The sequence below is a fragment of the Dyella sp. 333MFSha genome, assembly GCF_900102405.1.
Classification (GTDB): Bacteria; Pseudomonadota; Gammaproteobacteria; order Xanthomonadales; family Rhodanobacteraceae; genus Luteibacter; species Luteibacter mycovicinus.
The window spans coordinates 316,748-340,203 of sequence record NZ_FNBR01000001.1 but is presented as its reverse complement, the minus strand read 5'-3'; the positions used below and the strand labels follow the sequence as shown (position 1 = coordinate 340,203).

21 protein-coding genes are annotated in these 23,456 nt (G+C 64.7%); 11 read left to right on the top strand and 10 right to left on the bottom strand.

Annotated elements, in window-relative coordinates:
- Positions 1-103 precede the first annotated feature (103 nt).
- Complete coding sequence (locus BLT40_RS01415; RefSeq protein WP_176809067.1) at positions 104-883, top strand: CPBP family intramembrane glutamic endopeptidase; 780 nt, start codon at positions 104-106, stop codon at positions 881-883.
- On the opposite strand, the gene BLT40_RS01410 is transcribed toward BLT40_RS01415, so the two are convergent.
- Positions 880-1,476, bottom strand: coding sequence for a class I SAM-dependent DNA methyltransferase (locus BLT40_RS01410; RefSeq protein ID WP_036117284.1), 597 nt, complete (start codon positions 1,474-1,476; stop codon positions 880-882). The two genes, BLT40_RS01415 and BLT40_RS01410, sit on opposite strands and share 4 nt — an antisense overlap.
- 98 nt (positions 1,477-1,574) lie before the next feature.
- On the opposite strand from BLT40_RS01410, the gene BLT40_RS01405 reads away from it, so the two are divergent.
- The 3 genes from BLT40_RS01405 to BLT40_RS01395 all read left to right on the top strand — a co-directional run bounded on the left by BLT40_RS01405 (position 1,575) and on the right by BLT40_RS01395 (position 4,682).
- Positions 1,575-1,874 (top strand): hypothetical protein, encoded by a 300-nt coding sequence (locus BLT40_RS01405; protein ID WP_036111635.1) that lies wholly within the window; start codon positions 1,575-1,577, stop codon positions 1,872-1,874.
- A gap of 100 nt (positions 1,875-1,974) precedes the next feature.
- On the top strand, positions 1,975-3,483 hold the full coding sequence (locus tag BLT40_RS01400; protein WP_255363910.1) for a DUF1800 domain-containing protein: 1,509 nt from the start codon (positions 1,975-1,977) through the stop codon (positions 3,481-3,483).
- A gap of 8 nt (positions 3,484-3,491) precedes the next feature.
- The gene (locus BLT40_RS01395; protein WP_090350887.1) at positions 3,492-4,682 is read left to right on the top strand and encodes a DUF1501 domain-containing protein; all 1,191 of its coding nucleotides are present in this window, start codon (positions 3,492-3,494) and stop codon (positions 4,680-4,682) included.
- On the opposite strand, the gene BLT40_RS01390 is transcribed toward BLT40_RS01395, so the two are convergent.
- The 3 genes from BLT40_RS01390 to BLT40_RS01380 form a co-directional block, all read right to left on the bottom strand.
- A complete protein-coding gene (locus BLT40_RS01390) occupies positions 4,679-6,520 on the bottom strand; it encodes a glycoside hydrolase family 15 protein (RefSeq protein ID WP_090350885.1) in 1,842 nt (613 codons plus the stop codon). The genes BLT40_RS01395 and BLT40_RS01390 overlap by 4 nt on opposite strands.
- 36 nt (positions 6,521-6,556) lie before the next feature.
- Complete coding sequence (locus BLT40_RS01385; protein WP_255363909.1) at positions 6,557-8,785, bottom strand: DUF5916 domain-containing protein; 2,229 nt, start codon at positions 8,783-8,785, stop codon at positions 6,557-6,559.
- Positions 8,786-8,866: 81 nt separating this feature from the next.
- The gene (locus tag BLT40_RS01380) at positions 8,867-9,754 is read right to left on the bottom strand and encodes a LysR family transcriptional regulator (protein WP_090350883.1); all 888 of its coding nucleotides are present in this window, start codon (positions 9,752-9,754) and stop codon (positions 8,867-8,869) included.
- A 98-nt stretch (positions 9,755-9,852) separates the two neighbouring features.
- Here BLT40_RS01380 and BLT40_RS01375 point away from each other — a divergent pair, with 98 nt between their 5' ends.
- Positions 9,853-11,277 carry an aldehyde dehydrogenase family protein gene (locus BLT40_RS01375; protein WP_090350881.1) on the top strand — a complete coding sequence of 475 codons (1,425 nt, stop codon included), beginning with the start codon at positions 9,853-9,855 and terminating at the stop codon, positions 11,275-11,277.
- A gap of 88 nt (positions 11,278-11,365) precedes the next feature.
- Entirely contained in the window at positions 11,366-12,286 is a 921-nt protein-coding gene (locus tag BLT40_RS01370) for a peptidylprolyl isomerase (protein WP_090350879.1), read from the top strand.
- Positions 12,287-12,392: 106 nt separating this feature from the next.
- Here the strand turns inward: BLT40_RS01370 and BLT40_RS01365 are convergent, their stop codons facing one another.
- Complete coding sequence (locus BLT40_RS01365) at positions 12,393-13,232, bottom strand: DUF3014 domain-containing protein (RefSeq protein ID WP_176809066.1); 840 nt, start codon at positions 13,230-13,232, stop codon at positions 12,393-12,395.
- 221 nt (positions 13,233-13,453) lie between these two features.
- On the opposite strand from BLT40_RS01365, the gene BLT40_RS01360 reads away from it, so the two are divergent.
- Complete coding sequence (locus BLT40_RS01360) at positions 13,454-13,861, top strand: ExbD/TolR family protein (RefSeq protein ID WP_090350877.1); 408 nt, start codon at positions 13,454-13,456, stop codon at positions 13,859-13,861.
- Here BLT40_RS01360 and BLT40_RS01355 read toward each other — a convergent pair.
- From BLT40_RS01355 to BLT40_RS01340, 4 genes are all read right to left on the bottom strand, one after another.
- Entirely contained in the window at positions 13,858-14,667 is an 810-nt protein-coding gene (locus tag BLT40_RS01355; protein ID WP_090350875.1) for an alpha/beta hydrolase, read from the bottom strand. The genes BLT40_RS01360 and BLT40_RS01355 overlap by 4 nt on opposite strands.
- An 83-nt stretch (positions 14,668-14,750) precedes the next feature.
- On the bottom strand, positions 14,751-18,203 hold the full coding sequence (locus BLT40_RS01350; protein ID WP_090350873.1) for a methylmalonyl-CoA mutase family protein: 3,453 nt from the start codon (positions 18,201-18,203) through the stop codon (positions 14,751-14,753).
- A gap of 110 nt (positions 18,204-18,313) precedes the next feature.
- The gene (locus BLT40_RS01345; RefSeq protein WP_176809065.1) at positions 18,314-18,811 is read right to left on the bottom strand and encodes a DUF2199 domain-containing protein; all 498 of its coding nucleotides are present in this window, start codon (positions 18,809-18,811) and stop codon (positions 18,314-18,316) included.
- A 37-nt stretch (positions 18,812-18,848) separates the two neighbouring features.
- Positions 18,849-19,763, bottom strand: coding sequence for an alpha/beta hydrolase (locus BLT40_RS01340; protein WP_255363908.1), 915 nt, complete (start codon positions 19,761-19,763; stop codon positions 18,849-18,851).
- Between the two features lie 154 nt (positions 19,764-19,917).
- Between BLT40_RS01340 and BLT40_RS01335 the strand changes: the two genes are divergently transcribed.
- From BLT40_RS01335 to BLT40_RS01325, 3 genes are all read left to right on the top strand, one after another.
- A complete protein-coding gene (locus BLT40_RS01335; protein ID WP_051943411.1) occupies positions 19,918-20,259 on the top strand; it encodes a YXWGXW repeat-containing protein in 342 nt (113 codons plus the stop codon).
- A 191-nt stretch (positions 20,260-20,450) separates the two neighbouring features.
- Positions 20,451-21,554: a Glu/Leu/Phe/Val dehydrogenase dimerization domain-containing protein gene (locus tag BLT40_RS01330; protein WP_036111602.1), complete on the top strand. Its 1,104-nt coding sequence runs from the start codon at positions 20,451-20,453 to the stop codon at positions 21,552-21,554.
- 295 nt (positions 21,555-21,849) lie between these two features.
- The gene (locus BLT40_RS01325) at positions 21,850-22,524 is read left to right on the top strand and encodes a hypothetical protein (RefSeq protein WP_143025811.1); all 675 of its coding nucleotides are present in this window, start codon (positions 21,850-21,852) and stop codon (positions 22,522-22,524) included.
- A 31-nt stretch (positions 22,525-22,555) separates the two neighbouring features.
- Here the strand turns inward: BLT40_RS01325 and BLT40_RS20495 are convergent, their stop codons facing one another.
- Positions 22,556-22,687: a hypothetical protein gene (locus BLT40_RS20495; RefSeq protein ID WP_255349722.1), complete on the bottom strand. Its 132-nt coding sequence runs from the start codon at positions 22,685-22,687 to the stop codon at positions 22,556-22,558.
- A gap of 494 nt (positions 22,688-23,181) precedes the next feature.
- On the opposite strand from BLT40_RS20495, the gene BLT40_RS01320 reads away from it, so the two are divergent.
- Positions 23,182-23,451: an acyl carrier protein gene (locus tag BLT40_RS01320; protein WP_051943409.1), complete on the top strand. Its 270-nt coding sequence runs from the start codon at positions 23,182-23,184 to the stop codon at positions 23,449-23,451.
- Positions 23,452-23,456 lie beyond the last annotated feature (5 nt).

Sequence of the window (23,456 nt, the reverse complement as noted above, 5' to 3'; positions counted from 1 at the left end):
CCAGTTTTCCTCCTTTAGGGACGAAACACTATACAGGTGCCACGTGACGGTCTGTGCCGGAAGCGCCGTTGCTTTTGTCGCGGGGCGTCCGCTAGGGTGCCGCATGCCTCACGACTTCCCCTCTTCCGCCGCGCCGGCCGTCCTTCCCGCCAGTCCCACCCGGGCCCCCGGCCTGCTTGAGGCGGTTCTCACGATCCTCGGTTATTTCATCCTGCAGCTGGGCTTCGGGATGGGCTTCAAGCTGCTCGCCGATGCCCTGGCCCGCTGGTTCCCGGACGGCGTCCCCGACGCTCCCGACCGGATCATCGTGGTGGTGATGCTCACCGTCCTCGCCTCGGCCTGGCTGACGATCCATGTGGTGGTTCGCCGCTGGGGAAGCCTCACGCGCTCAGGCGGCGTACTCGGGCTGGGCTTCACCGAGCCGGCCGGGCGCTTTATCGCCGCGGGCACCGTACTGGGCCTCGTCGCACCGCTGCTGGGCGGGCTGCTCACCCAGTGGCTGGCGGGCGATCATGCCGTCTCGCAGACCGTTTCCGAAATCGCGGACAAGGCGCACTTCGGCATGCGCGTCGCCCTCGTTCCCGTCGCGGTCCTTGCGGGCCCCCTGGTCGAGGAAGTGCTGTTCCGAGGCGCATTGCTTGCCCGGCTGCGCCACCTGACAGGCGACGGCTGGGCCATTGGAATATCCGGTGTCCTTTTCGGCGCCGTGCATCTGCCCGACCTGGGCTGGCTCTGGTATGCCGTGCCCAACCTCGTGCTCGTGGGTATTTTCTGCGCGTGGCTGCGCGTGCGCAGCGGCTCGATCTGGCCGTCCTATATCGCGCATGCGGCCAACAACGGGCTGGCCGTCATGGCCTGGTTTTCGGCCTCGACCGGTAGTTAAAGCGTCTCCAGAGCCGCCACGTGCCGGGCCAGACGCGGGCTGGCGTAGCACTGCGAGCCGACCGGAATCAGCCCGACCTCGTTGAACGCGTCCCGGTAGAAGCGGGCGGGACGCCCATGGAAGCCGACCCGGTCACCGCCGGGATCGTCCTCGCGGGTATAGACCTCGAGGAAGACGAGCCCTTCGGCCATCTCCCCGATGCCGGTCAGCCCCGCGCGGATCTCGGCGGGCTTCAGGTAGTGCAGCACGTCGGTGCAGACGATCAGGTCGAAACGCGTGTCGAAGCGCAACTCGGCGAGCTGGCCGAATCGCGCCAGCCCGATATTGCGGGTCCGGCCATAACGGGCCACGGCGTATTCACTGGCCTCGAGCCCCCGGTACTCGATGCCTGGACGCAGGCGCCGCAGGACCGCCCGCCACGGGGCCTCGCCGCAGCCGACGTCGAGGACGTTGCGCACCGGCCGTCCCAGGTAGAACTCCGCCTGTCCCAGCACCATCGACACTTTGCGCGTGAGCTCGGCCGGCGAGCGCACGGCGTGCTCCGCGCTGCGGTACCACTTGTCGAAATAGGCCTGGTCGTAGGTCTTGGTCATGGGCGAGGCGCCGCGTAAAACGCCCATGGTAGCCCGCCGTACACTTCGGGCATACATGCCTCGCCGCAGCATCGGACCTTATCGAAAAGGAGACTCCCATGCCCCGTATCCAGCTTCGCATTACCGGCGACCGCGACATCTTCGACGACGTGATGAACGCCATCCACGGCGTCGACCGCGTCGAGCGCGTCGAGGAAATCGACGACCTGATGATGGGCGTCCGCGATGATTCCAGCTCCAGCGAATTGTCCGACGACGTCGGCTCGCGCACCTTCACCCTGGAGGTGGAAGTGCCCAATGAGAAGGTCGGTGAGCGCGTGCGTGAGATCGCCGAAGAAACCGCGGGCACCCGCGAAGCGGCCATCGAGTTCATCGGTCCGGACGAAAGCGAGATCTGAATCACGAACATGAACGTTGGACGACACCGCGACGTTCATGCGTAAACCCCATGAAAGGCTCCCCGTTTAAGGTGACATGCGCACCGAGAACGGAGGTTTCATGCGATCCATGGCCGCGGCCGTCCTGCTCGCTCTCGTCACGCTGCCTGCCATGGCACGCGACGGCACGCTTTCGAAAGACGATGTCGCCTGGCTGAACCGGGTGACCTTCGGCGTGGATTCCGCGACGGTGGCGCACTTTCGCGATGTTGGCAGACGCCGCTTCCTCGACGAACAGCTACATCCGAAGGCCGATGGTATGCCGCCGGTCATCGCGGCGCAGATCGCCTCATTCGACGTCATGAAAACCCCTGCCCCCGCGCTGCTGGCGCAGGTTCGCGATCAGTATCGCGATATCAAGGACCTGCCCGATGGCGATGCGAAGGAGACCTCCAGGAAAGCGCTCCAGAAGCAGGGTAACCAGTACGCTCAGCAGGCCCAGGCCGCCGAGTTGCTGCGTGCGGTCTATGACGAAAACCAGCTGCGTGAGCAACTCGTGTGGTTCTGGATGAACCATTTCAGCGTGTTCCAGAACAAGGGACGCGTGCGCTGGCTGGTGGCCAGTTATGAACAGGACACGATCCGTCCGCATGCGCTGGGCAAGTTCCGCGATCTGGTCATCGCCACGCTCAAGAGCCCGGCGATGCTCGAATACCTGGACAACGCGCAGAACGCGCGCGACAAGATCAACGAGAACTATGCGCGCGAGCTGATGGAGCTGCACACGCTGGGTGTGGGTTCGGGATACACGCAGGACGACGTACAGAACCTCGCCCGCGTCCTGACCGGCGTGGGAGTCAATTTCGACGGACAGCCGCGCAAGATGAGGAAAGACCTGCAGCGGTATTACGTCCAGGACGGCGTGTTCGAATTCAATCCGAACCGACACGACTTCGGCGACCAGAAGCTGCTCGGCAGGAACATAGCGGGCGGCGGTTTCGACGAAGTGGAGAGAGCCGTCGATCTGATCGTCAGCCAGCCGGCCTGCGCGACCTTCGTATCGACGAAGCTGGCCAGATATTTCGTCGCCGACGACCCGCCGCCGGCGCTGGTCAAGGCCATGGCGAAGACGTTCAGCCATACCGATGGCGACATCGCCGCGGTGATGAAAACCATGCTCGAATCGAAGGAGTTCAACGCGTCGCTGGGCAAACGCTACAAGGACCCCACACAGTTCCTCGTCTCCACGATGCGTCTCGCCTACGACGGAAAACCGGTGGCCAATCCGCGCCCGCTGGTGAACTGGATCAACCAACTGGGCCAGGCACCGTTCGGCCGCATCACCCCCGATGGCTGGCCAACCTCGGATTCCGAATGGTCCAGTTCCGGTCAGCTGGCGAAGCGTTTCGAGATCGCGCGTTCGATCGGCAGTGGCGCCAACCATCTGTTCGACGTCGACGAGGATGGCAAGGTGCAGCGCGGTGGCTTCCCCCAGCTGACGACGCCGACGTACTACACCACGATCGAGCCGTGGCTCGGTCAGAAGACACGCGACGCGCTGGCCCAGGCCACCTCGCAACAGGAGTGGAATACCTTCCTGCTCTCCTCCCCCGACTTCAACTACCGCTGAGGCCTCCCATGGATCGCCGCCAGTTCCTCCTCGCTCTCGCCGCCACCGCGCCCGCGCTTACGCTGGGCGGCAAGGTTTTCGCGGCTCCGGCCAGTTCACCACGCTTTCTGCTCGTGTTTCTACGCGGCGGGTACGACGCCAACAACCTTCTCGTGCCGTATTCCAGCGACTTTTACTACGAGTCGCGCGCGACCATCGCGCTGGCACGACCCACGGCGGGCGATCCGAAGTCGGTGCGTGCCCTGGACGCGAACTGGGGCCTGGCACCCGCTGTCGCGCAGAGCATGGGACCGCTGTGGGACCAGCGCCAGCTGGCTTTCATTCCGTTCGCCGGCACCGACGATCTTTCGCGAAGCCACTTCGAAACGCAGGACAACATCGAATCCGGCGAATCGGGCGACGCCCGGGACTACGGCTCCGGATTCATGGGCCGGCTCTCGACCGTCCTGCGCGGCATACCGCCCATCGCGTTCACTGACGCCCTGCCCCTGTCGTTCCGCGGCGCGGGCGACGTGCCCAACATCTCGCTCAAGGGCGACAGCAAGGCGGTGTTCGACGACAGGCAGTCGAAGATCCTCGCCGGCATGTATCAGGGCACACCTCTGCAGGCCGCCGCGACGGACGGGCTGCAGCTGCGCCAGCAGGTGGCCCAGGACCTGCAATCGGAGATGGTCGCGGCTAGCCGGGGCGCCGTGAATGCACGTGGGTTCGCGCAGCAGGGCCAGCGAATGGCCACGCTGATGCGTGACCGCTACCGACTCGGCTTCGTCGATGTCGGCGGCTGGGACACGCATGTCAACCAGGGCGGCGCGGATGGCCAGCTCGCAAACAACCTCGACAACCTCGGCCAGGGTCTGGCGGCATTCGCCGAAGGACTGGGCGAGGCGGAATGGAACAACACCGTCGTGGTGGTCGTGTCGGAGTTCGGCCGCACGTTTCGCGAGAACGGCAACAAGGGCACCGATCACGGCCACGGTACGACGTACTGGGTGCTCGGCGGGAAGGTGCACGGTGGGCGGATCGCGGGCCAGCAGGTAGCGGTCAACGCACACAGCCTTCTGCAGAATCGCGACTACCCGGTGCTCAACAACTATCGCGACGTACTCGGCGGCATGCTGCGTCGCATGTATGCCTTATCCGATACCGACCTCGCACGGGTCTTCCCCGGTGCGAAGCCCCGGGATCTGCATCTGGTCTAGGGCTGCCAGACCTGGCCGTCCGGATCGGTCAGCTGGCGGTCGAGATAATACGCCGCGCTGATGAAAGCCAGATGCGTGAGCGCCTGAGGAAAATTGCCCAGCTGCTCCGCCCGGAGGCTCAGTTCTTCCGAGAACAGTCCGAGGTGGTTCGAATACAGCACCCCGCGCGCCATGACCTCGCGCGCTTCGTGCAGACGGCCGGCACGTGCGAGGCACTCGACGTACCAGAAGGTGCACGTCGTGAACGCGCCTTCTCCCCCTTCCAGGCCGTCGGCATTGCGATAGCGGAAGACCAGGCCATCGTCGGTCAGCTGGTCGCGAATCGCATCCAGCGTCGCCAGCCACACCGGATCGGTCGCCGAGACGAAGCGGACCAGCGGCATCATCAGCAGCGCGGCATCGAGATCCGTACCGCCCTTGGTCTGCACGAAGTAGCCATGCTCGGGATGCCGGAAATTGTTCCAGATATCCTCGGCAATACGGTCCCGCTCCGTCGCCCATTCGACTATGGGACCCGGCAGCGAACGTTTACCGGCCAGGCGCACGGCGCGATCCAGCGCGACCCAGCACATCAGCCGCGAATGCAGGAAATGCTGCTTTCCGCCCCGCATTTCCCAGATACCCTCATCGGTATCCTTCCAGTGACGGCTGACATGGTCGACCATGCTGACGACGTGCAGCCAGCCGGTACGACTGATGGCGCGGCCGTACTTGTTGGCCAGATAGAGGCTGTCCATCAGCTCGCCGAAGATATCCAGCTGGGTCTGCGTGCGCGCGGCGTTGCCGATGCGCACCGGTTGCGACCCCGCATACCCTGCGAGGTGGTCGAGCACGTCCTCGTCCTCGGCTTCCTCGCCGTTGATGGCATACATGATGCGCAACGCCGAATGCCGATCCAGATCGGCCAGCCGCGCTTCCATCCAGCGGCGGAAGTGCTCGGCCTCGTCGATGTAGCCGAGGCGCATGAAGGCGTACACGGTGAAAGACGCGTCGCGTATCCACGTCGCGCGGTAGTCCCAGTTGCGCCCGGCGCCGGTGGCTTCCGGCAGGCCGAACGTGGCCGCGGCGGCAACGGAACCATGCCGGTGCGACGTCAGCAACTTGAGCACCAGGGCTGAACGGTCGACGCGCTCGCGCCAGCGGCCACGATACGTCGAGCGACGCGTCCATCGGCGCCAGGCCTCCGCCGTGCTGTCGAAGGCGGCGCGGCACTCGGCTTCATCGTAGGGGTCATGGGCTTCGTCGCCCAGCATGAACCAGACTTCTTCGCCGGGGTTCAGCTCGAACTCGGCGTGCACGGCGCCCTCGCCCTCTTCGATCAGAAGCGGCACGCTCGCGGCGAGGCGCAGCGACTGAGGCCCATCGTGAAACACCACGGAGTCACCGTATTCCGAGACCTCCGGAACACGCTTCGCATACGCAAGGCGCGGCCGGCAGCGCACACGGATCACCACCTTGCCCCGAGGCACACGGATGCATCGCAGGAGGCAGTTGGCCACGCGCGGCTGCGTGTCCGGGTGCGGCATGAAATCCGTAAGCTCGACGCTTCCCGCTTCCGCCATCCAGCGCGTGATCAGGATGTTCGTTTCCGGAACGTAGAGCTGAATCGTGCGCGCATCGGGAAGGTCGGGTGTCACGGTGAACTCACCACCCTTCTCCGGATCGAGCAGTCCGGCGAACACGGTGGGACTGTCCATATGCGGCCAGCACATGAAGTCGATGGTGCCGTCGCTGGCGACCAGCGCGGTGGTATCGAGGTTCCCGACGATACCGTGCTCGCCGATGGTCCGGCCGGGCACGGGATTGAGTGACTCGGATGGGGTCGTGTGTCGTGGCATAGCCGGAGGAGGCCACAACCCATGTGAAGGCGAGGCTCAGAACTCGAGGCGGTAAGCCACCTTGATCAGCCCTTCCTCAACGTCCTTGAGGCCGAAACTACGACGAAACTGCCCGTCGAGTTCGTCATCCGTATCCTCGGCGTAGCCGCCGCGGTTGTAGACGACGTAGAGGTTCGACAGCGGCGCGATCTCGTAGCGATAGCGGATCTGGAAGCCGAGGTTGGCCACGCCGAGCCCGTCGACCGGTTCATCACTGTCGACCGCCGCGCCGGTGGGTGTGATCTCCAGGCGACGACGAAGCTTGGCGCCCACCGCCAGGGTCTGCAGTTTGACGCGGAGCTCCTGCTTGTTACCGAGATTCCAGTTGAGGCCGCTGTCGAGGCCGACGGTACGGCCGTCATACGCGCCGACGAGGTTGTCGTGTTGCCAGATCAGCCAGTTCGGGTCCCATTCGTAACTCGCGCCAGCGAACACGCTGAACGCATCGGTGACGAAGTACGTCGGCGTGAACTTGAAGTAGTAGCCCAGCCGGTGATAGCCGGTGAGCTGGTTTCCGCTGACGAAGCCCTCCGCTTCCCACGCCCAGCGACCGATACGCGGGCGGGTGCGATCGTAGGTCAGCTTCGCGGTCGGCGGCGTGTGCTGGTTGTTGCCACCGCGGGTAAGCAGGTCGTCATACGCGGCCGTGAAGGCATCGAGCCGCCACAGTTCGTCGCCGCCATCGCGACGCTGGCTGTTGCGCTGAATGCGAAGACGCTGCCGCACGACCACGCCCTCGGTGTTTTTCTGCTCGGAGACGCGATACCGCCACAGATGCGAGGCATAGGCCGAGTCGGCCGGCAGATTGGCCTGACGCTGCCTTACTTCCCAATGCAGATACTTCATGTCGCTGCGTGGCAGGTAGCCGAAGTCGTCGATGTCCAGTCGCTTGCCGAAGTACATACCCAGCCACTGCTGGCTCCAGACATCGTTCATTTCCCAGAACGCGATACTGGTCGCGCCCACGCCGTCGCTGTTGTTGCGCGGCTGGTCGATCTTGCTGCCGACCACGTTGCTGGTGATGGTGAAACGCTCGTTCGGCTGCCAGCGATGATCCAGGCCAAGCACGTTGGCGTCGCGGTCGAGATACGGGTGGTTGACCCGCGTGGCGAGCAGACCGAATGACTGGGTACCCGCATTCTGCAACAGACGGAAAGCACCGAACGTGCGGCCCGCGTCGCCTTTTTCCTGCGCGGCGAGGATGCCGTAACTGGTCGAACCCACGCTGCCGTTCACCTTCACCGCCGAGGAAATATCGGCCGCACCGTTACCGTCATCCGCCGCACCACCCACCCGGCGCGTGTAGACCAACTGCGAATAGTCGTCGAGCAGGCTGAAGTCGAAGATGCCCTGGTTCTCGGTGAAGAACGGACGTTTGTCGGTGAAGAAGGTTTCTTCGGGCGAGAAGTTGACCACCAGGTCGTCGCTCTCGACCTGGCCGAAATCGGGGTTGATCGTGGCCGTAAGCTGCGTCTGGCCATTGGGTTTCCAGAGGATGTCCGCGCCTTGCTCGAACGACGTGCCGCCGTGCGCGCGATCCACCTTGCCGACCACGTAAGGCGTGATGGCGAACAGCGACTGCGAATATGCCGGCACTTCGATGCGCTGAAAACTGGAGAGAAACCTGCCGCGATCGAACGCGATCGCCGGCCATGCCATGCGCTCTCCCGTGGCGGCGATCACACGGTCGACATACAGACCGATCGTGCGCGTATCGCCGCTCGCCTTGCGCATCGGCGCGATGTACCAGGGGATGAGGATCTCCACCGAATAACCGTCCGCGTCCTCACTGACCGCGTGATCCCAGCGTCCGTCCCAGTCGTAACTGAAATCGGATTCGTTGGTGATCACCTCGTCGGCCACGCCGCCCTGCGACCGCACCTCGAAGTCGTAACCGACACGGCCGTCCGCGTCGAAGTCGACCATGACATTGACGCGATCGACCATCGCATCCTCGTCGCGCCGGGTCTGTTGGCGCGAGCGTGGGATATCGGCGGACTGGGTGACCCGGATCGCCACGGCCAGTCCTTTGGGCGTCGACATCACCCAGGCTTCGGTCGGCTGGCTGCCCGGCTTGCCGTTCATCGGCTGGGTGTCGCGGAAATCCGTGATCCGCTTCGCCCCCGCCCATTCGGCAGGGTCGATATGACCGTCGATCGTCACCTCGGCATGGACGGCCGCCGCAGCGAAGAGGAGCGTGGCAAACAGGGCGAGGCGACGGTGCATGCGGGGTCCGGATCGTGACATCTTGCGGCATAGGATGCCGCCCGCGTCGCAAAGGTTTGCCGTGACCCCTGGCCCATGCGCTCAGCCGGTTTCCCTGATGAGGTCGATCAGCGCGCGCAGCGCGCCGGGTACGTGGCGCCTGCCGGAGTAATACAGGCACAGCCGGTCGAACGGCGGGGTCCAGTCCTCGAGAACCCTCACCAGGCTGCCGGACGCAAGATCTTCCGCCACGTTGAACTCGGTGAGGTAAGTCAGGCCCAGGCCGGCGCGGGCCGCTTCGAGCATGAGGTTCGGCTCGTCGAGCGTCAGCACGCCCGGCACGTCGACCTCGATCGCTTCACCGTGCCGCTCGAATTCCCAGTGGTAGATATGGCCGGAGCGCATACGCGCCCGGATACAGCGGTGGCTGGCGAGATCCGACGGATTGCGCGGCGTGCCCTTCGCCGCGAGGTAGCCGGGTGAGCCGACCACGGCGAACCGGATCGGCTCCCCGAAGGGGACGGCGATCATGTCGGCCGGCACGATGTCCGCGGTGCGGAAGCCCGCATCGAACCCATCACGCACGATGTCGGTAAGCCTGTCGTCGGTGACCAGATCGAGCCGCACGTCGGGATAGCGCGTCAGATAGGGCACCAGCAGCGGCGCCATCACACGCCGGGCGGCCCCGGTAGACGTATTGATCCTCAGCGTCCCGCGCGGTGCATCGCCCTCGTCGCTGGCCCGCTCGATCGCCACACCGAGGCTTGCGATGGCGGGGGCCACATCGGCCACGAAGCGCTCGCCGGCTTCGGTCAGCCGGACACTGCGTGTCGTCCGGTGGAAAAGCCGCGTGCCCAGCCGGGCCTCCAGCGAGGCGACGGACTGGCTAAGGGCTGAGGTCGAGAGATTCAGCTCACCCGCCGCGGCGCGAAAGCTACGGTGCCGCGCGACCGCCAGCACGGCTTCGAATTCCGTAAGACCGGTACGCATTGTCCTCTCCCGCTTAATGACCCATCCGCCGTTGTCCGTCTTATCAGACTAATGGGTCGGGCGCATGCTGGGAACCGTCCCCCCGACGGAAGCCTCTCATGCACACGATCGACCACATTTATATCGATGGCGCGTTTGTCACTCCCCACGGTGAAGAACGTTTCGAACTGTTCAATCCGGCGACCGAGGAAGTCATCGGGACGGTACGTCTGGCCGATGCCGAGGACGCCCGGCGGGCCATTGCGGCGGCGAAGCGGGCTTTCCCCGCGTTCTCGCGGACGACGATCGAGGAGCGCATCGCCCTGCTTCAGCGCATGCATGACGCGATCGTGGCGCGGGAGGACGACCTCTTCGCCGCGATCGTCGAGGAGTACGGCGCACCCGTATCACGCGGACGCTGGATGACCGGGCACGCGTCCAGCGTCTTTCTGGACGTCATCGCGACGCTCCGGGAGTACGACTTCGAACCGCGCATGGGCAGCGCCACCGTGCGCATGCAGCCTGTCGGTGTGGCGGGACTGATCACGCCCTGGAACAGCAATGCGGGTTTCATCTGCGGCAAGCTGGCGTCGGCGCTCGCCGCGGGTTGCACCGCCGTCATCAAACCCAGCGAGATGAGCGCGCTGCAGACACGCATCGTCACCGAAGCGCTGCATGAAGCCGGCGCGCCAGCGGGTGTGTTCAACATCGTCACGGGACGCGGCGACACCGTCGGTGCCGAGATCGTCGGCAGTCCGGATATCGCCAAGGTGTCGTTCACCGGTTCGACCGCCGTCGGCAAAGGCATCGTGCGGGCGGCGGCGGATACGCTGAAGCGCGTCACGCTGGAACTCGGTGGCAAGTCGCCGTCGATCTTTCTCGATGACGCGGACTTCGCGGTCGCGTTGCCGCTCGCCGTCATGGCGGGTTTCAACAACAGTGGGCAGGCGTGTATCGCTGGCACACGTCTGCTGGTTCCGCGGGCGCGTCTTGCCGAGTTCGAAGCAATGGCCGTAGCGGCAATCGACGATATCAAGTCAGGCGATCCGTCCGATCCGGCCACGACGGTCGGACCCATGGTCAGCCGCAAGCAGTGGGATCGCGTGCAGGACTATATACGCCGCGGCAACGCCGACGGTGCGCGTCTGATCGTCGGCGGTGAGGGACGGCCGGACGGCTACGAGCGTGGCTGGCTGGTGAAACCGACCGTGTTCGCCGATGTCCGCAACGACATGGCCATTGCCCGCGAGGAGATCTTCGGACCGGTGCTCTCGATCATCGCGTATGACGGCGACGAGGATGCAATCGCCATCGCCAATGACACGCCGTATGGATTGCAGGCATACGTCTTTTCCGCGGATGAGGCACGCGCACGCCGCGTGGCGGAACGCATCGACGCGGGTCGTGTCGCGATCAATTCGCTGAAGCACGATCCGAAGGCGCCGTTCGGTGGGTTCAAGCAATCGGGCTGGGGACGGGAGTACGGCGTGCTCGGACTGGAGGCCTATCTGGAGCCGAAGGCCCTGTTGGGATTGTCGGGCTGAAGCCCTTTTCCGCGATATCGACGGCGATAAGCGGAACTCGCCGGGCTCTGCTACTTTCACCCCGTTAGCAATCACTGACGGGGAACCCATGCTCGCTCGTACCTGCCTCGCGCTCGCCCTCACCATCGCCCTGCCCGCGATGGCTGCCGATGAGGCCAAGAAGGCCCATACCCCCACGCCGAAGGAACTCCTGGCGAAGTCCACCCCGGCGGAATGGCGCACGCCCGACCCCGAGAATCTGGTCTACATGGACCTGCCGCAGGGCCGTGTGGTCATTGAACTGGCCCAGGACTGGTCGCCGCTGCATGCCGCGAACATCCGCACGCTGATTCGCGAACACTATTTCGACGGCACCCAGGTGATCCGCGTTCAGGACAACTTCGTTACGCAGTGGGGCGATCCCGACGGCGACGACAAGAAGAAGGCCAAATCGCTCGGTACGGCGAAGGAAACCCTGCCGCCCGAGTTCACCCGCAAGGACGGCAAGGCGTTTCCGTTCACGACGCTTCCCGATGGCGATGTCTACGCACCGGAAGTCGGTTTCTCCGAGGGCTTCCCGGTCGCACGCGACAAGGGCGAGGCCTGGATCACGCACTGCTACGGCACCGTGGGCGTCGCACGCGACGTCGGCGCCGAGACGGGTAACGGCAGCTCGCTCTACGCGATCATCGGCCAGGCCCCGCGCAACCTCGACCGCAACCTCGCGGTAGCGGGCAAGGTCATCAAGGGAATGGAGCTGCTGGCCGCCTACCCGCGTGGCGGCGAGCCGATGGGCTTCTACGACAAGCCCGGGCAGCGCGTGACCATCAAGAGCGTTCGCCTCGCGGCGGACGTTCCGGAAGCCGAGCGCACGCCGATCCAGGTGCTGCGTACGGACAGCAAGACGTTCTCGGCGGTGATCGAGGCCAAGCGCAATCGCAAGGACGATTTCTACACGCGCCCGGCGGGGAAGATCGATCTCTGCAATATCAGCGTGCCGGTGCGGGATCCGACGCAGAAGGCGCCTTGACCGATCGGCAGGTCTGATCGACGAGCATCGCCGACAGGGTTGGCTCCCACCCGAGCCAGCCCTGCCTGCTCGGGTAGGAGCCAGCCCGCTGGCGATTCAACCCGCCTCAGTTCCGAGCTGCCGAATCCCCTGCCCCATCCTTCTCAGTGACCACTTCAGCACGCAGCGCCCGCAGCTTCGCTTTCAACTTCGCCTCATTCTCCGGACCGACGCGAATCATGAACTTCTGCCCGACCGACAGCTGCTCCAGCGCGGGATTGGCGTAGACATACCCCACCTTCTCCGGAAGTAGCTGCTGATTACCCTTCGGCTCCGGCGCAGCCAACAGGTGGTCGATCACCTGGACGAGGCGATCGTTGAAATAGCCGCCCGTTCCGAGGTCACGATACGCCTGCTGGAATAACGGGTAGTTGTGCTTGTACCAGGCGGCAGCGGCCTTCGGGCTCACACGGTCGGCGACATACATGTAGGTCGCATAGCGATCCGCATTCTTTTTCGACGCGACGAAATTGCCGTCGTCGGAAACGACCTGGAACCGGCCTGTCGGCGTACGCAAGGGAAGGACGTTCATACCGACAGTCTGCTTCGGTAACGCATCGATGGTGGAAACCATCCGCGACACGATCGCATCCGACTTCAGCAGCGACTTTAACGCTTCGTCGCCGGTGAGCGCGAGCAACCCGGCCAGCACCTCGTCGTCGCTCTGATCGAGCGCGGGAAGGGCGGACGTCGAACCACGGGCGGGATCGATCGGATGCTCCGGCAGCGCGGCGTCGTGCACGGACGTAGCGGGAGCGGATGCCGTCGAGGACGCGGAGGCGAAAGGTGGCGCGGTGACGGCATCGCGCGCCTGCTTCTCGCGCCAGACGAAAATACCCGCTACCACGAGGATCGCCACGATCAACAAACCTGCGACCCACTTCGAACCCGACGACTGACTGCTCAACGTAACGCTCCCACGAAAAAACGTCTCCATGGGACTACGAACGGTGCGGTTGGTTCAAGCCTCGAACCGGAATGGCGGCGATCGTCGGCGATCCGGCCATCATGAACCCGACGGCGGTCTTGTGGGAAGCCCCATCCGACACCTAGTCTGGCCCTGCCGGGCATCCCCCTATGGCCCGGCACCAGGGCACACCCACATCGATAACGTTTGGAGGAAGAACCATGGCTTTCTCTGCAAGGAACGACGCCGCCCCGATTTCGGGCATCAATGTCACCCCGCTCGTCGACGTGCTTCTCGTACTGCTGATCATTTTCATGATCTCCGCGCCAGTGGTGGCGCATAAGGCACGTGTCGACCTCCCCGCTCCCGGGTCATCGACGGACCTTGAGCCCGACCCGGCACGCGTCACGATCGACGCCGACGGTTCGATTTTCTGGAACGGGACCCTCGTCACCGATGCGGCACTCGAAAGGCAGATCGATATCGCCGCCGCCTCGGCGCAGCCGCCCCGCCTTGTCATCGCCGCGGCTGACAACGCAAGCTACGAGGACGTCACCAAGGTACTGACGGAAGCAAAAGTTCGTGGTCTTACGAAGATCGACTTCGGAAGCCGCCAGGCGACGGACTAGTTATCCATCGGCGGATACGCCCAGCGCAACGCCTGCGCCTCCGACTCGCGGTAGATCGTATCGTGATGCGCTGAAGGACGAGGCACGTATTCGATCGTCGCCGCGCGCCTGGGCAAGCTGGAACGCAACGTCCTGACGAGCTGCTCCACACCGGGAGCGATGTTTTCCTCGTCGGCTGACGTCAGGTAGATGCGGTGGGGCGATGGATCGCCCTCCGCCATCGCAACCGGCAGATCACGAATCAAGGCACCCGCGTTCCACCATACACTGGGGCTGATGGCGATCACCGTGTCGAACAGCTTCGGCTCCCGCTGAAGCGACTCCAGCGCGAAAAGTCCGGCCAGCGACTCACCGATGACACCTCTGTGGCCGTCGACGCGATATCGCTTGCCGACTTCGGACACCAGCTTCGTCGCGATGAAGGCTCGAAAGCCGGCCGACCCGCCCACGCGGGGTGCGATCCGCCTGTCCGACGCGACCGAAGTCGGTCCGGTCATGTCGCGACGACGTTCGGTGTTTTCGATGCCGACGAGAATCAGCGGCTGGATTTCGCCCTTGCGGATACCCTCGTCGAGCGCCCTGGCCACGTGCGGAAAGTCTTCTTCCAGGCCGCCATCGGGCATGTAGAGGACGGGGTAGCGGGCTTTCGAGGTGGCGTAGCCGGAAGGTGTGTAGACGTTGATGTGCCGCGTTTCGGCGGCAGTTACCCCGGGCATGGTGAAGCTGTCGTGCGGAGGGACATCGTCTGCCGCGCGCGCCTGGAAGGCGAGTGCGGCCAGACTGAGGAAGAAGACGATCCGACGCATTGAAAAGCTCCCCGGGTGAACCCGGAGCTTAACCGCAGAGCGGCTCTGGTGGGAGCCGATCCGGTTGGCGATGGGTCCCTGCCTTACATATTCCGCCGATACTCGCCGCCTACGTCATACAACGCGTGGCTGATCTGGCCGAGTGAGTTGTTCTTCACCGCGTCCATCAACTGTTCGAAGACGTTGCGGCGATCGCGAGCGGTCTTCTGCAAGGTGGTCAGGCTGTCCGGGGCCAGGCCGTTGCGGGCCTTGCCGTAGAGCAGCACGTTATCGATCTGCTGGCCCTTTTCTTCTTCCGTCGAGCGGATGAGTTCGATCTCCGTGGCGATCTCGCCGCCGTGATCCCGGGGCAGAAAGGTGTTGACGCCGATGAGGGGAAGCGAGCCGTCGTGCTTTTTGTGCTCGTAGTACATCGATTCTTCCTGGATCTTCCCGCGCTGGTACATCGTGTCCATCGCGCCGAGCACGCCGCCGCGTTCGCTGATCGCCTCGAACTCCTTGTACACGGCCTCTTCCACCAGATCGGTGAGCTCGTCCACGACGTAGCTGCCCTGCCACGGATTCTCGTTGAAGTTGAGGCCGAGCTCGCGGTTGATGATCAGCTGGATGGCGACCGCCCGACGAACGCTCTCTTCCGTCGGTGTGGTGATCGCCTCGTCATACGCGTTGGTGTGCAGGCTGTTGCAGTTGTCGAACAGCGCATACAGCGCCTGCAAGGTGGTGCGAATGTCGTTGAACTGGATCTCCTGCGCGTGCAGCGAACGCCCCGACGTCTGAATGTGGTACTTCAGCATCTGGCTGCGCGCACTGGCACCGTAACGCTCGCGCATGGCGCGGGCCCAGATGCGACGGGCGACGCGGCCGATCACCGTGTATTCCGGGTCCATGCCGTTGGAGAAGAAAAACGACAGGTTGGGCGCGAAGTCGTCGATCTTCATGCCACGGGCGAGGTAGTACTCGACGATGGTGAAGCCGTTGGACAGCGTGAAGGCGAGCTGGCTGATCGGGTTCGCACCCGCTTCCGCGATGTGGTACCCGGAGATCGACACCGAGTAGAAATTGCGCACCTTGTGATCGACGAAGTATTGCTGGATATCGCCCATCATGCGCAGGGCGAACTCCGTGCTGAAGATGCAGGTGTTCTGGGCCTGATCCTCCTTGAGGATGTCCGCCTGCACGGTGCCGCGCACGTTGGCCAGGGTCCAGGCCTTGATCCGCGCGTAGGTCTCAGCATCGACCACTTCTTCGCCGGACACGCCAAGCAGGCCGAGACCGAGGCCGTCGTTACCCTGGGGCAGTTCGCCGTGGTAGCGCGGCCGGTCGCCGTGCGGATACAGCCGGGCGATGTGCGCGTTGGCGACCTCCCAGCGGGAGACGTCCTCGTTGAGGTACTTCTCGATGTTCTGATCGATCGCCGTATTCATGAACATGGCGAGGATGATCGGGGCCGGACCGTTGATCGTCATCGACACCGACGTCGAAGGCGCGGAGAGGTCGAAGCCGGAATAAAGCTTCTTCATGTCGTCGAGCGTGGCGATGGAGACGCCGGAATTGCCGATCTTGCCGTAGATATCGGGACGCGGCGCGGGATCTTCACCGTACAGCGTGACCGAGTCGAAGGCGGTCGAAAGACGCGCGGCCGCGCCACCCAGCGAGAGGTAGTGGAAGCGACGATTGGTGCGCTCCGGCGTACCCTCGCCCGCGAACATGCGGGTCGGATCCTCGCCGGCGCGCCGGTATGGGAACACGCCCCCCGTGTACGGATAGTGCCCCGGCAGGTTCTCGCGCATGAGGAACGAAAGCAGCTCCCCCCAGTCTTTCGTCTTCGGCGGACAGACCTTCGGAATCTTCTGGTGGCTGAGCGACTCGCGGTAGTTCTCGACGCGAATGACCTTGTCGCGCACCTGGTATTCGTTGAACTCCGCGGTGACGGCTTCAAAGCGCGACGGCCACTCGCGCAGCAGGTGGATCGCTTCGCTGGTGAGCTCGCGCACGGCCTCGTTGTAGCGCTGACGCAGGGTGGCCAGCGAACGGTCGCCGTCGACCGCGAGCAAGGCATGCTCGTAAAGATCGAACGCACGCGGCAGGGAGTCGTCGCCGATATCCTTCAGCGATTCATAGTAGTGCTGCGCTTTGCTGGCCGCCTCGGCCTGCTTCGCGATGCCGCCGTTGACGCCTCTCCCCTGCTCCGCGATCTCCGCCAGATAACGCACGCGATTGCCCGGAATCAGCACCGTGGCACGCGGTTCGCGCAATGTCGTGTCGACATCGGGCGTCCAGACCGCGTCGGGCAACGAGAGCTTCTCGCGCAGCAGACGGCACAGGTTGTCGAACATCCAGGTGACGCCCGGATCGTTGAACTGGCTGGCGATGGTCGGATAGACCGGCACGTTCTCGTCGGCCATCTGGAACGCGGTGCGGTTGCGCTTCCACTGCTTGCGCACGTCGCGCAGGGCGTCCTCGGCCCCGCGCTTGTCGTATTTGTTGAGCACGACCAGTTCGGCGAAGTCCAGCATGTCGATTTTCTCGAGCTGGCTGGCGGCACCGTATTCGCTGGTCATCACGTAGACCGGGAAATCGACGAGGTCGACGATCTCGGAGTCGCTCTGGCCGATACCCGCCGTTTCGACGATCACCAGGTCGTAAGCCTGGGCCTTGAGAAAGTCGATGCAGTCGTGCAGCACGATCGAGGTGGCGGCGTGCTGGCGACGCGTGGCCATCGAGCGCATGTATACGCGCGGGCTGCGCAGCGAGTTCATGCGGATGCGGTCGCCGAGTAACGCGCCGCCGCTGCGGCGACGGGTCGGATCGACCGCGAGCACGGCAATCCGCATCTGCGGAAACGCGTGCAGGAACCGCAGCAACAGTTCGTCCACCACGGACGACTTACCCGCGCCACCCGTACCGGTCAGGCCAAGCACCGGGGTCTTGTTACCCGCCAGCTGCCATTCCTTGCGCAGGCGGGCGAGTTCGGCTTCGGGAAGCGAATCTTCTTCGATGGCCGAAAGCATCGCACCGATGGAAATCTCGTTCTCGACGGCAACGTCGGCCGGCGCCGCTTCGACGCGCGACTGAACGGCGCTGCGCGTTCGCGCCATCACGTCCTCGATCATCTCGGTGAGACCGAGCTTCATACCGTCGTTCGGGTGATAGATGCGCTCGACGCCGTAATCCTGCAGCTCGCGAATCTCTTCCGGCGTGATCGTCCCGCCACCGCCGCCGAACACGCGTACATGACCCGCGCCCCGCTCGCGCAGCATGTCGACCATGTATTTGAAATACTCGACGTGCCCGCCCTGGTAGGAGGACAGCGCGATGGCATCCGCGTCTTCCTGGAGAGCGGCCCGCACCACGTCTTCCACCGAGCGGTTGTGGCCGAGATGAATCACCTCCGCGCCCTGGCTCTGGATGATCCGGCGCATGATGTTGATCGCCGCGTCATGGCCGTCGAACAGGCTGGCCGCCGTGACGAAGCGCAGCGGCGTGGCCTCCGCGTCGGTGTGGCTGGCGGGGATGTGCTTGGGCTGCGAGCTCATGAAAACTCCGGGAAAACGCGACGTCTGGGGAGGGAACCGGTCGATTCTATCCCCGCCCGCGCCGGGACCTCTGACGCAGTGCAGCGATACGCCGCCGCACTGCGTAAGGGCTACGCCGCCCTGAGTCCGACCGAGTATTCGCTCGCCCGGTGCGCGCTGATGCCGTGCCGCTGCTCGGCACCCAGCGAATACGTCGCGTCACGCACGAACACCTGGGGGCGTGTCTTCGGTCCTGTGAGCTGCAGCAGCAAGGCCTGCCCGAGGCTTTCCGGATGCAGACGCACCTCGTTCGCCAGGGTCGCCGACATCGGAGGCTCGGCCGCCTGACCCGGGTCGGTCCAGAGTTTGCCGATCCGGTCGAAGTCGGAAGAAGCGACTTCGACCCAGACACCGATCTGATAATTTCCGCCACGTCCGTTAACCGGCAGCGGCAACGTCGCGCGGACGAAAAAACGCTTCGCATCGATGACACAGAGGTCGTCGTTCTCGAACACACCCGCGGCTCGCGTCGCGGCATCGAGATCGATCACGGCGTCCGGCCGGCGGTAGCCCAGTTCCAGTGCCTCTTCGTCGTGCTCCGTTCCACACACCGCACAGGTGGTCGTCATGGCTCGCTCCTCGAAGGGGGGGGACTCGGTGGCGGGCTCAGCGAAGCTCCACGCCATCCAGAAAGGCTATCGCCGCGGTCATGACGCTTTCGTCATCGACGATCCGGCGATGGCCCAGCCGGCGGGTTTTCAGCAAGGTAGCATCGGGCCACAGCCGCGCGTAGAGCTCCCCCTCTTCCACCGGGACATCGCGGTCGAAGAAATCGTGGAAGATCAAGGCGGGCTGGGTCCGCTTCGGCGCGTGATGCCCGATATGCAGATCGTCGATGAGTATGCCGGTGCGCTCGGTCAGAGCCGCATGTAGCGACGGACGCAGATGCTCGGCGAGGCGGACGAAGCGCGAGAAGCGCCGCGTGGCGCCCTGGGGGTCCGCCGCGGGAGCGATCAGCACCACCCGCTTCGCCGTCCACCCGTCCTCCAGCGCCAGCGTCGCGGCCGCGCCGCCCAGTGAATGGGCGACGACGCCGTGCGCGTCACCGTAGTGACAGCCCACCGCGGCCAGCGTCCTGACGAAATCGGGCAGCGTGCACAGATCGCCGCCACTGTGACCGTGACCGGGCTGGTCGAAGGACACCGCGGCCCAGCCCTTGGCGAGGAGCCACGGTGCCCAGGACTCCCAGCGCAAGCCCAGACTCGACCAGCCGTGAGCCAGCAGGATGTAAGGCTGAGTCGCAGGGTCGCCCCAGATGTAGGTTTCGATCGATTCCCCGCCCAGTCGCACCGTCTCACGCCGCGCCGACATCGTGGTCGCGGCGTAGGCGGCGCGAACCCGGCTGCTCGGCAGCGGCGTCTGGAAGGTTCGCGCCGCGTGGGCCACCGTGCGCGCAGGTGCCAGGCGACTGCCCAGCCGGTATGCGAAACGGATGCCCAGCAGGGTCGCGATGGTGCGCACGCCAAAACGGCGGGGAGGCTTCATGGGCGGGAACGGGCCGGTGGCGGTAAGAGTGGGCATGTGGGTCTTGGAGCAGCGGAGCGTCGCAAGGTTCCCCCACGGGAAGCTTTCGCGAAGCTGAACATTACGCGCCCCGGCGGGTCAACCCGCTCGAAGGAACCCGCGTTCTGGCCCCCGAATCCGCATCCGCGGAACCTCGCGAAGGAGAACACCGATGACCAAGCTGACCCGTACCCTCGCCGCCGTCGCCGTCATGGGCCTGGCCGCCGGCGCCGCAAGCTACACCCCGCCGGTCGCGGCACGGGAGTATGTCGAGGTCACCGTCGGCACCCGTCCGCCGCCGCCGCGCTTCGAGCGCGTCCCGCCCCCGCGCGCCGGCTATGTCTGGGCGCCTGGCTACTGGAACTGGTACGGCGGCCGCTACGTGTGGGTCGGCGGCCGCTGGGCCACGGTACGTCCCGGCTACGTCTACCGCCCGCCTGTGTGGCACCCCTATGGCCGGGGCTGGCGCGTCGAGCGTGAGACCTGGGTCCGCGACCCTCACTGGCACCGCTGAGCCTCATCTGCTGCGCCGCACCTACACGGACGCTCACAACGGTTTAAACTAGGCACCTGACACGACAGATCGCCCCCGCCCTTCCAGGCCGGGGCGATTTTTTTGGAACGTCATTATCGACCGGTGGTCCCCACCGCCGGTCATCACCTAGAGGCGGTGCTGCTGCCGCTTGTCACTGGAGTTTGCGTTCGATGATTTTCGAAACCATCGCCAACACGGGCCACGAAGAAGTCGTCTTCTGCCATAACAAGGACGCGGGCCTGAAGGCCATCATCGCGATCCACAATACCGTGCTGGGTCCTTCCCTCGGCGGCCTGCGCATGTGGCCTTACAAGACCGAGCAGGATGCCGTCAACGACGTGCTGCGCCTGTCGCGCGGCATGACGTACAAGAATGCCGTGGCCGGCCTGAACCTCGGCGGCGGCAAGGCCGTGATCATCGGCGATCCCTCCAGGGACAAGTCCGAAGCGCTGTTCCGCGCCTTCGGCCGTTTCGTCAACTCGCTCAACGGTCGCTACATCACGGCCGAAGACGTGGGCATCGACGTCAACGACATGGAATACGTCTACCGTGAAACCGAGTACGTCACCGGCGTGCATCAGGTGCACGGCGGTTCGGGCGACCCTTCGCCGTTCACCGCGTTCGGTACGCTGCAGGGCCTGATGGCCGCGCTGCAGTCCAAGCACGGCAACGAAGACGTGGGTAAGTACAGCTACGCCGTGCAGGGCTGCGGCCACGTCGGCAGCGAGTTCATCAAGCTGCTCCGCGAGCAGGGCGCCAAGGTGTTCGTCACCGACATCAACAAGGATGCCGTGCAGCGTTGCGTCGACGAACTGGGCTGCGAAGCCGTGGGTCTCGACGAGATCTACGACGTCGACGCCGATGTGTACAGCCCCTGCGCGCTGGGCGGCACGGTCAACGAGCAGACCATCGACCGCATCAAGGCGAAGATCATCTGCGGCGCGGCCAACAACCAGCTGGCCACCGACGCGATCGGTGACGAACTCGCCCGTCGCGGCATCGTCTACGCACCGGACTATGCGGTCAACGCCGGCGGCGTGATGAACGTCTCGCTCGAGATCGACGGTTACAACCGCGAGCGCGCCATGCGCATGATGCGCACGATCTACTACAACGTCGGTCGCATTTTCGAAATCTCCTCGCGCGACAACATCCCGACCTACAAGGCCGCGGATCGCATGGCGGAAGAGCGCATCAGCGCCATCGGCAAGATCCGCCTGCCCCACATGGGCAACGGCGCGCCGCGTTTCCAGGGCCGCATGCGCGGTCAGTAATCGCTACGCGAAACTGGCAACACGAAAGCCGCTGGGATGATCCGGCGGCTTTTTTCATTTCGGGACTACCACCTTCGGTGCGTTGCCTCAGCGCGCGCGCGGACTAAAGTGAAGCAGGCGATGGAATCATCGACGGCGATCGTCGATGCATTCGGCATCGCGGTAAGCGCCTGAGACCACGATCATGTCGACAGGAGGTCGTCCCGTGAAAATCCCGCGTTGCATCCATCGCTCGTTGCTCGCTCTCGTCGGCGGGAGCGTTTTTTGCGCGTCTGCCAGCCAGGCTCAGGCCGCCTTGCCTGCCGAGGTGGACTCCCGTCTCGTATCGATGAGGTTGACTGCCCACCCGCTTCTGGGTCCGCCCTTGCCATCGGATATCCGGATCGACGAGGCGGATGCCCTGGAGGGCGGCAGCGTCACGGTCGCATCGGACCACGAGAAGCACTTCATCGGAGGCATTCCGGTGATCGAAGTGGCACATGCGACCAACACGGCTTCCGTTTGCCAGGGGCAAGCTTGCCCCGTGATCGCGAGCAATGTGTTCACGCTCGCCGACCTTCAGGTGATGAACGTGGCATCCATGAGCGCAACGGGTGCGATCGAGTGGACATCGCTGCCAGGACTCGGCGATTTGAGCTTCGACGCGACGATCGTGACCGGCGCAGGCGCGTTTCCCGTCACTTCGCACTGCCCTTACCGCCCCGGGGACACGTCGCCGGGCACCTCGATCCCCATCAGTGGAAAGGTTCCACATGAAGTCGTTGGCCTGGGCGGGCTCGTCGTCGTGGACGAATGGCTTTCCTTCAGCGGCAACCTAGTCCTCAACGACCCGTGCCTGGCCTTCGATGCGAACAACGACCCGGGCACCCGAGCGGCATTGCTGACCCTGACCGGCACGTTGGGGGCAGGCATTCTCTCGCCTCGTTACGACGTACAGGCGACCATAGGCGACATCCACCGTTCGCCCTGAGTGCCCGTACCACAGGCCAGGATCGGCGAATTCAGCGCCCCGACGCCACCAGCGTCGGGCTGGCGATCGGGGTGCTGGTGCCGACCATGGCGCCGAAGGTCAGCAGGCAGGTCAGGACGGCGGCGACAAAAAAGCCCTTGAGCAGGATCGTTTCGAATTTCATGGTCGTTCTCCTTGGACGATGGGAAGTGCTTTCACCAGGGAGAGTGCATCGGTCGTGCCAACGACCGATTTACCTGCCAGACCGCCCTGCGGCGCCATTTCGCACGATGTGACAGAAAAATTTCCGTGTCCGCGGACGTGGGGTGTCCGCCGGCACCGTGTCCGGGCGGACGCGCCGGACGCCACCCGCCTATACGTCGCGAAGGGCCTGCGCCAACGGCTGCCGGGGAATCGGCGCGACGCGCCCGCCGATTCCCACGATTTCACACGATCGGCCTTGGCTCAGGGGCGCGATCTGTTACACTTTTGTCGCCCCTGGGGATCTTGTAAGGCTTTGCCTACACGGCGCTTTTGGGGCCCAGGGGATGCCGTCCGAGGGGCGGCGACAACCAGAGACTTCCGATCACCTTCATCGCCTCGGTGATGGCGCCGCCTCCCGCTTGCCCGCGCAACCGGTGGATCGCCCGTCCGGGGATGAAATGGACTTACCGAGCTATGAGCGCGATCCCAGCTGAAACCTTCACCTTCGACGATGTACTCGATCGCCTGCGCACCGTGCTGCAGGAGACGTTCGAGATCGACCCGGCCAAGGTGACGCCCGACGCCAACCTCTTCACCGACCTGGAACTGGACAGCATCGACGCGATCGATCTGGCGATCCAGGTGCAGGACATGACCGGCACCCGGATCAAGCCCGAGGACTTCAAGAGCGTGCGTACGGTCGGCGACGTCGTCGCCACCGTGCAGACGCTGGTCGCTCGCTGAGCCGA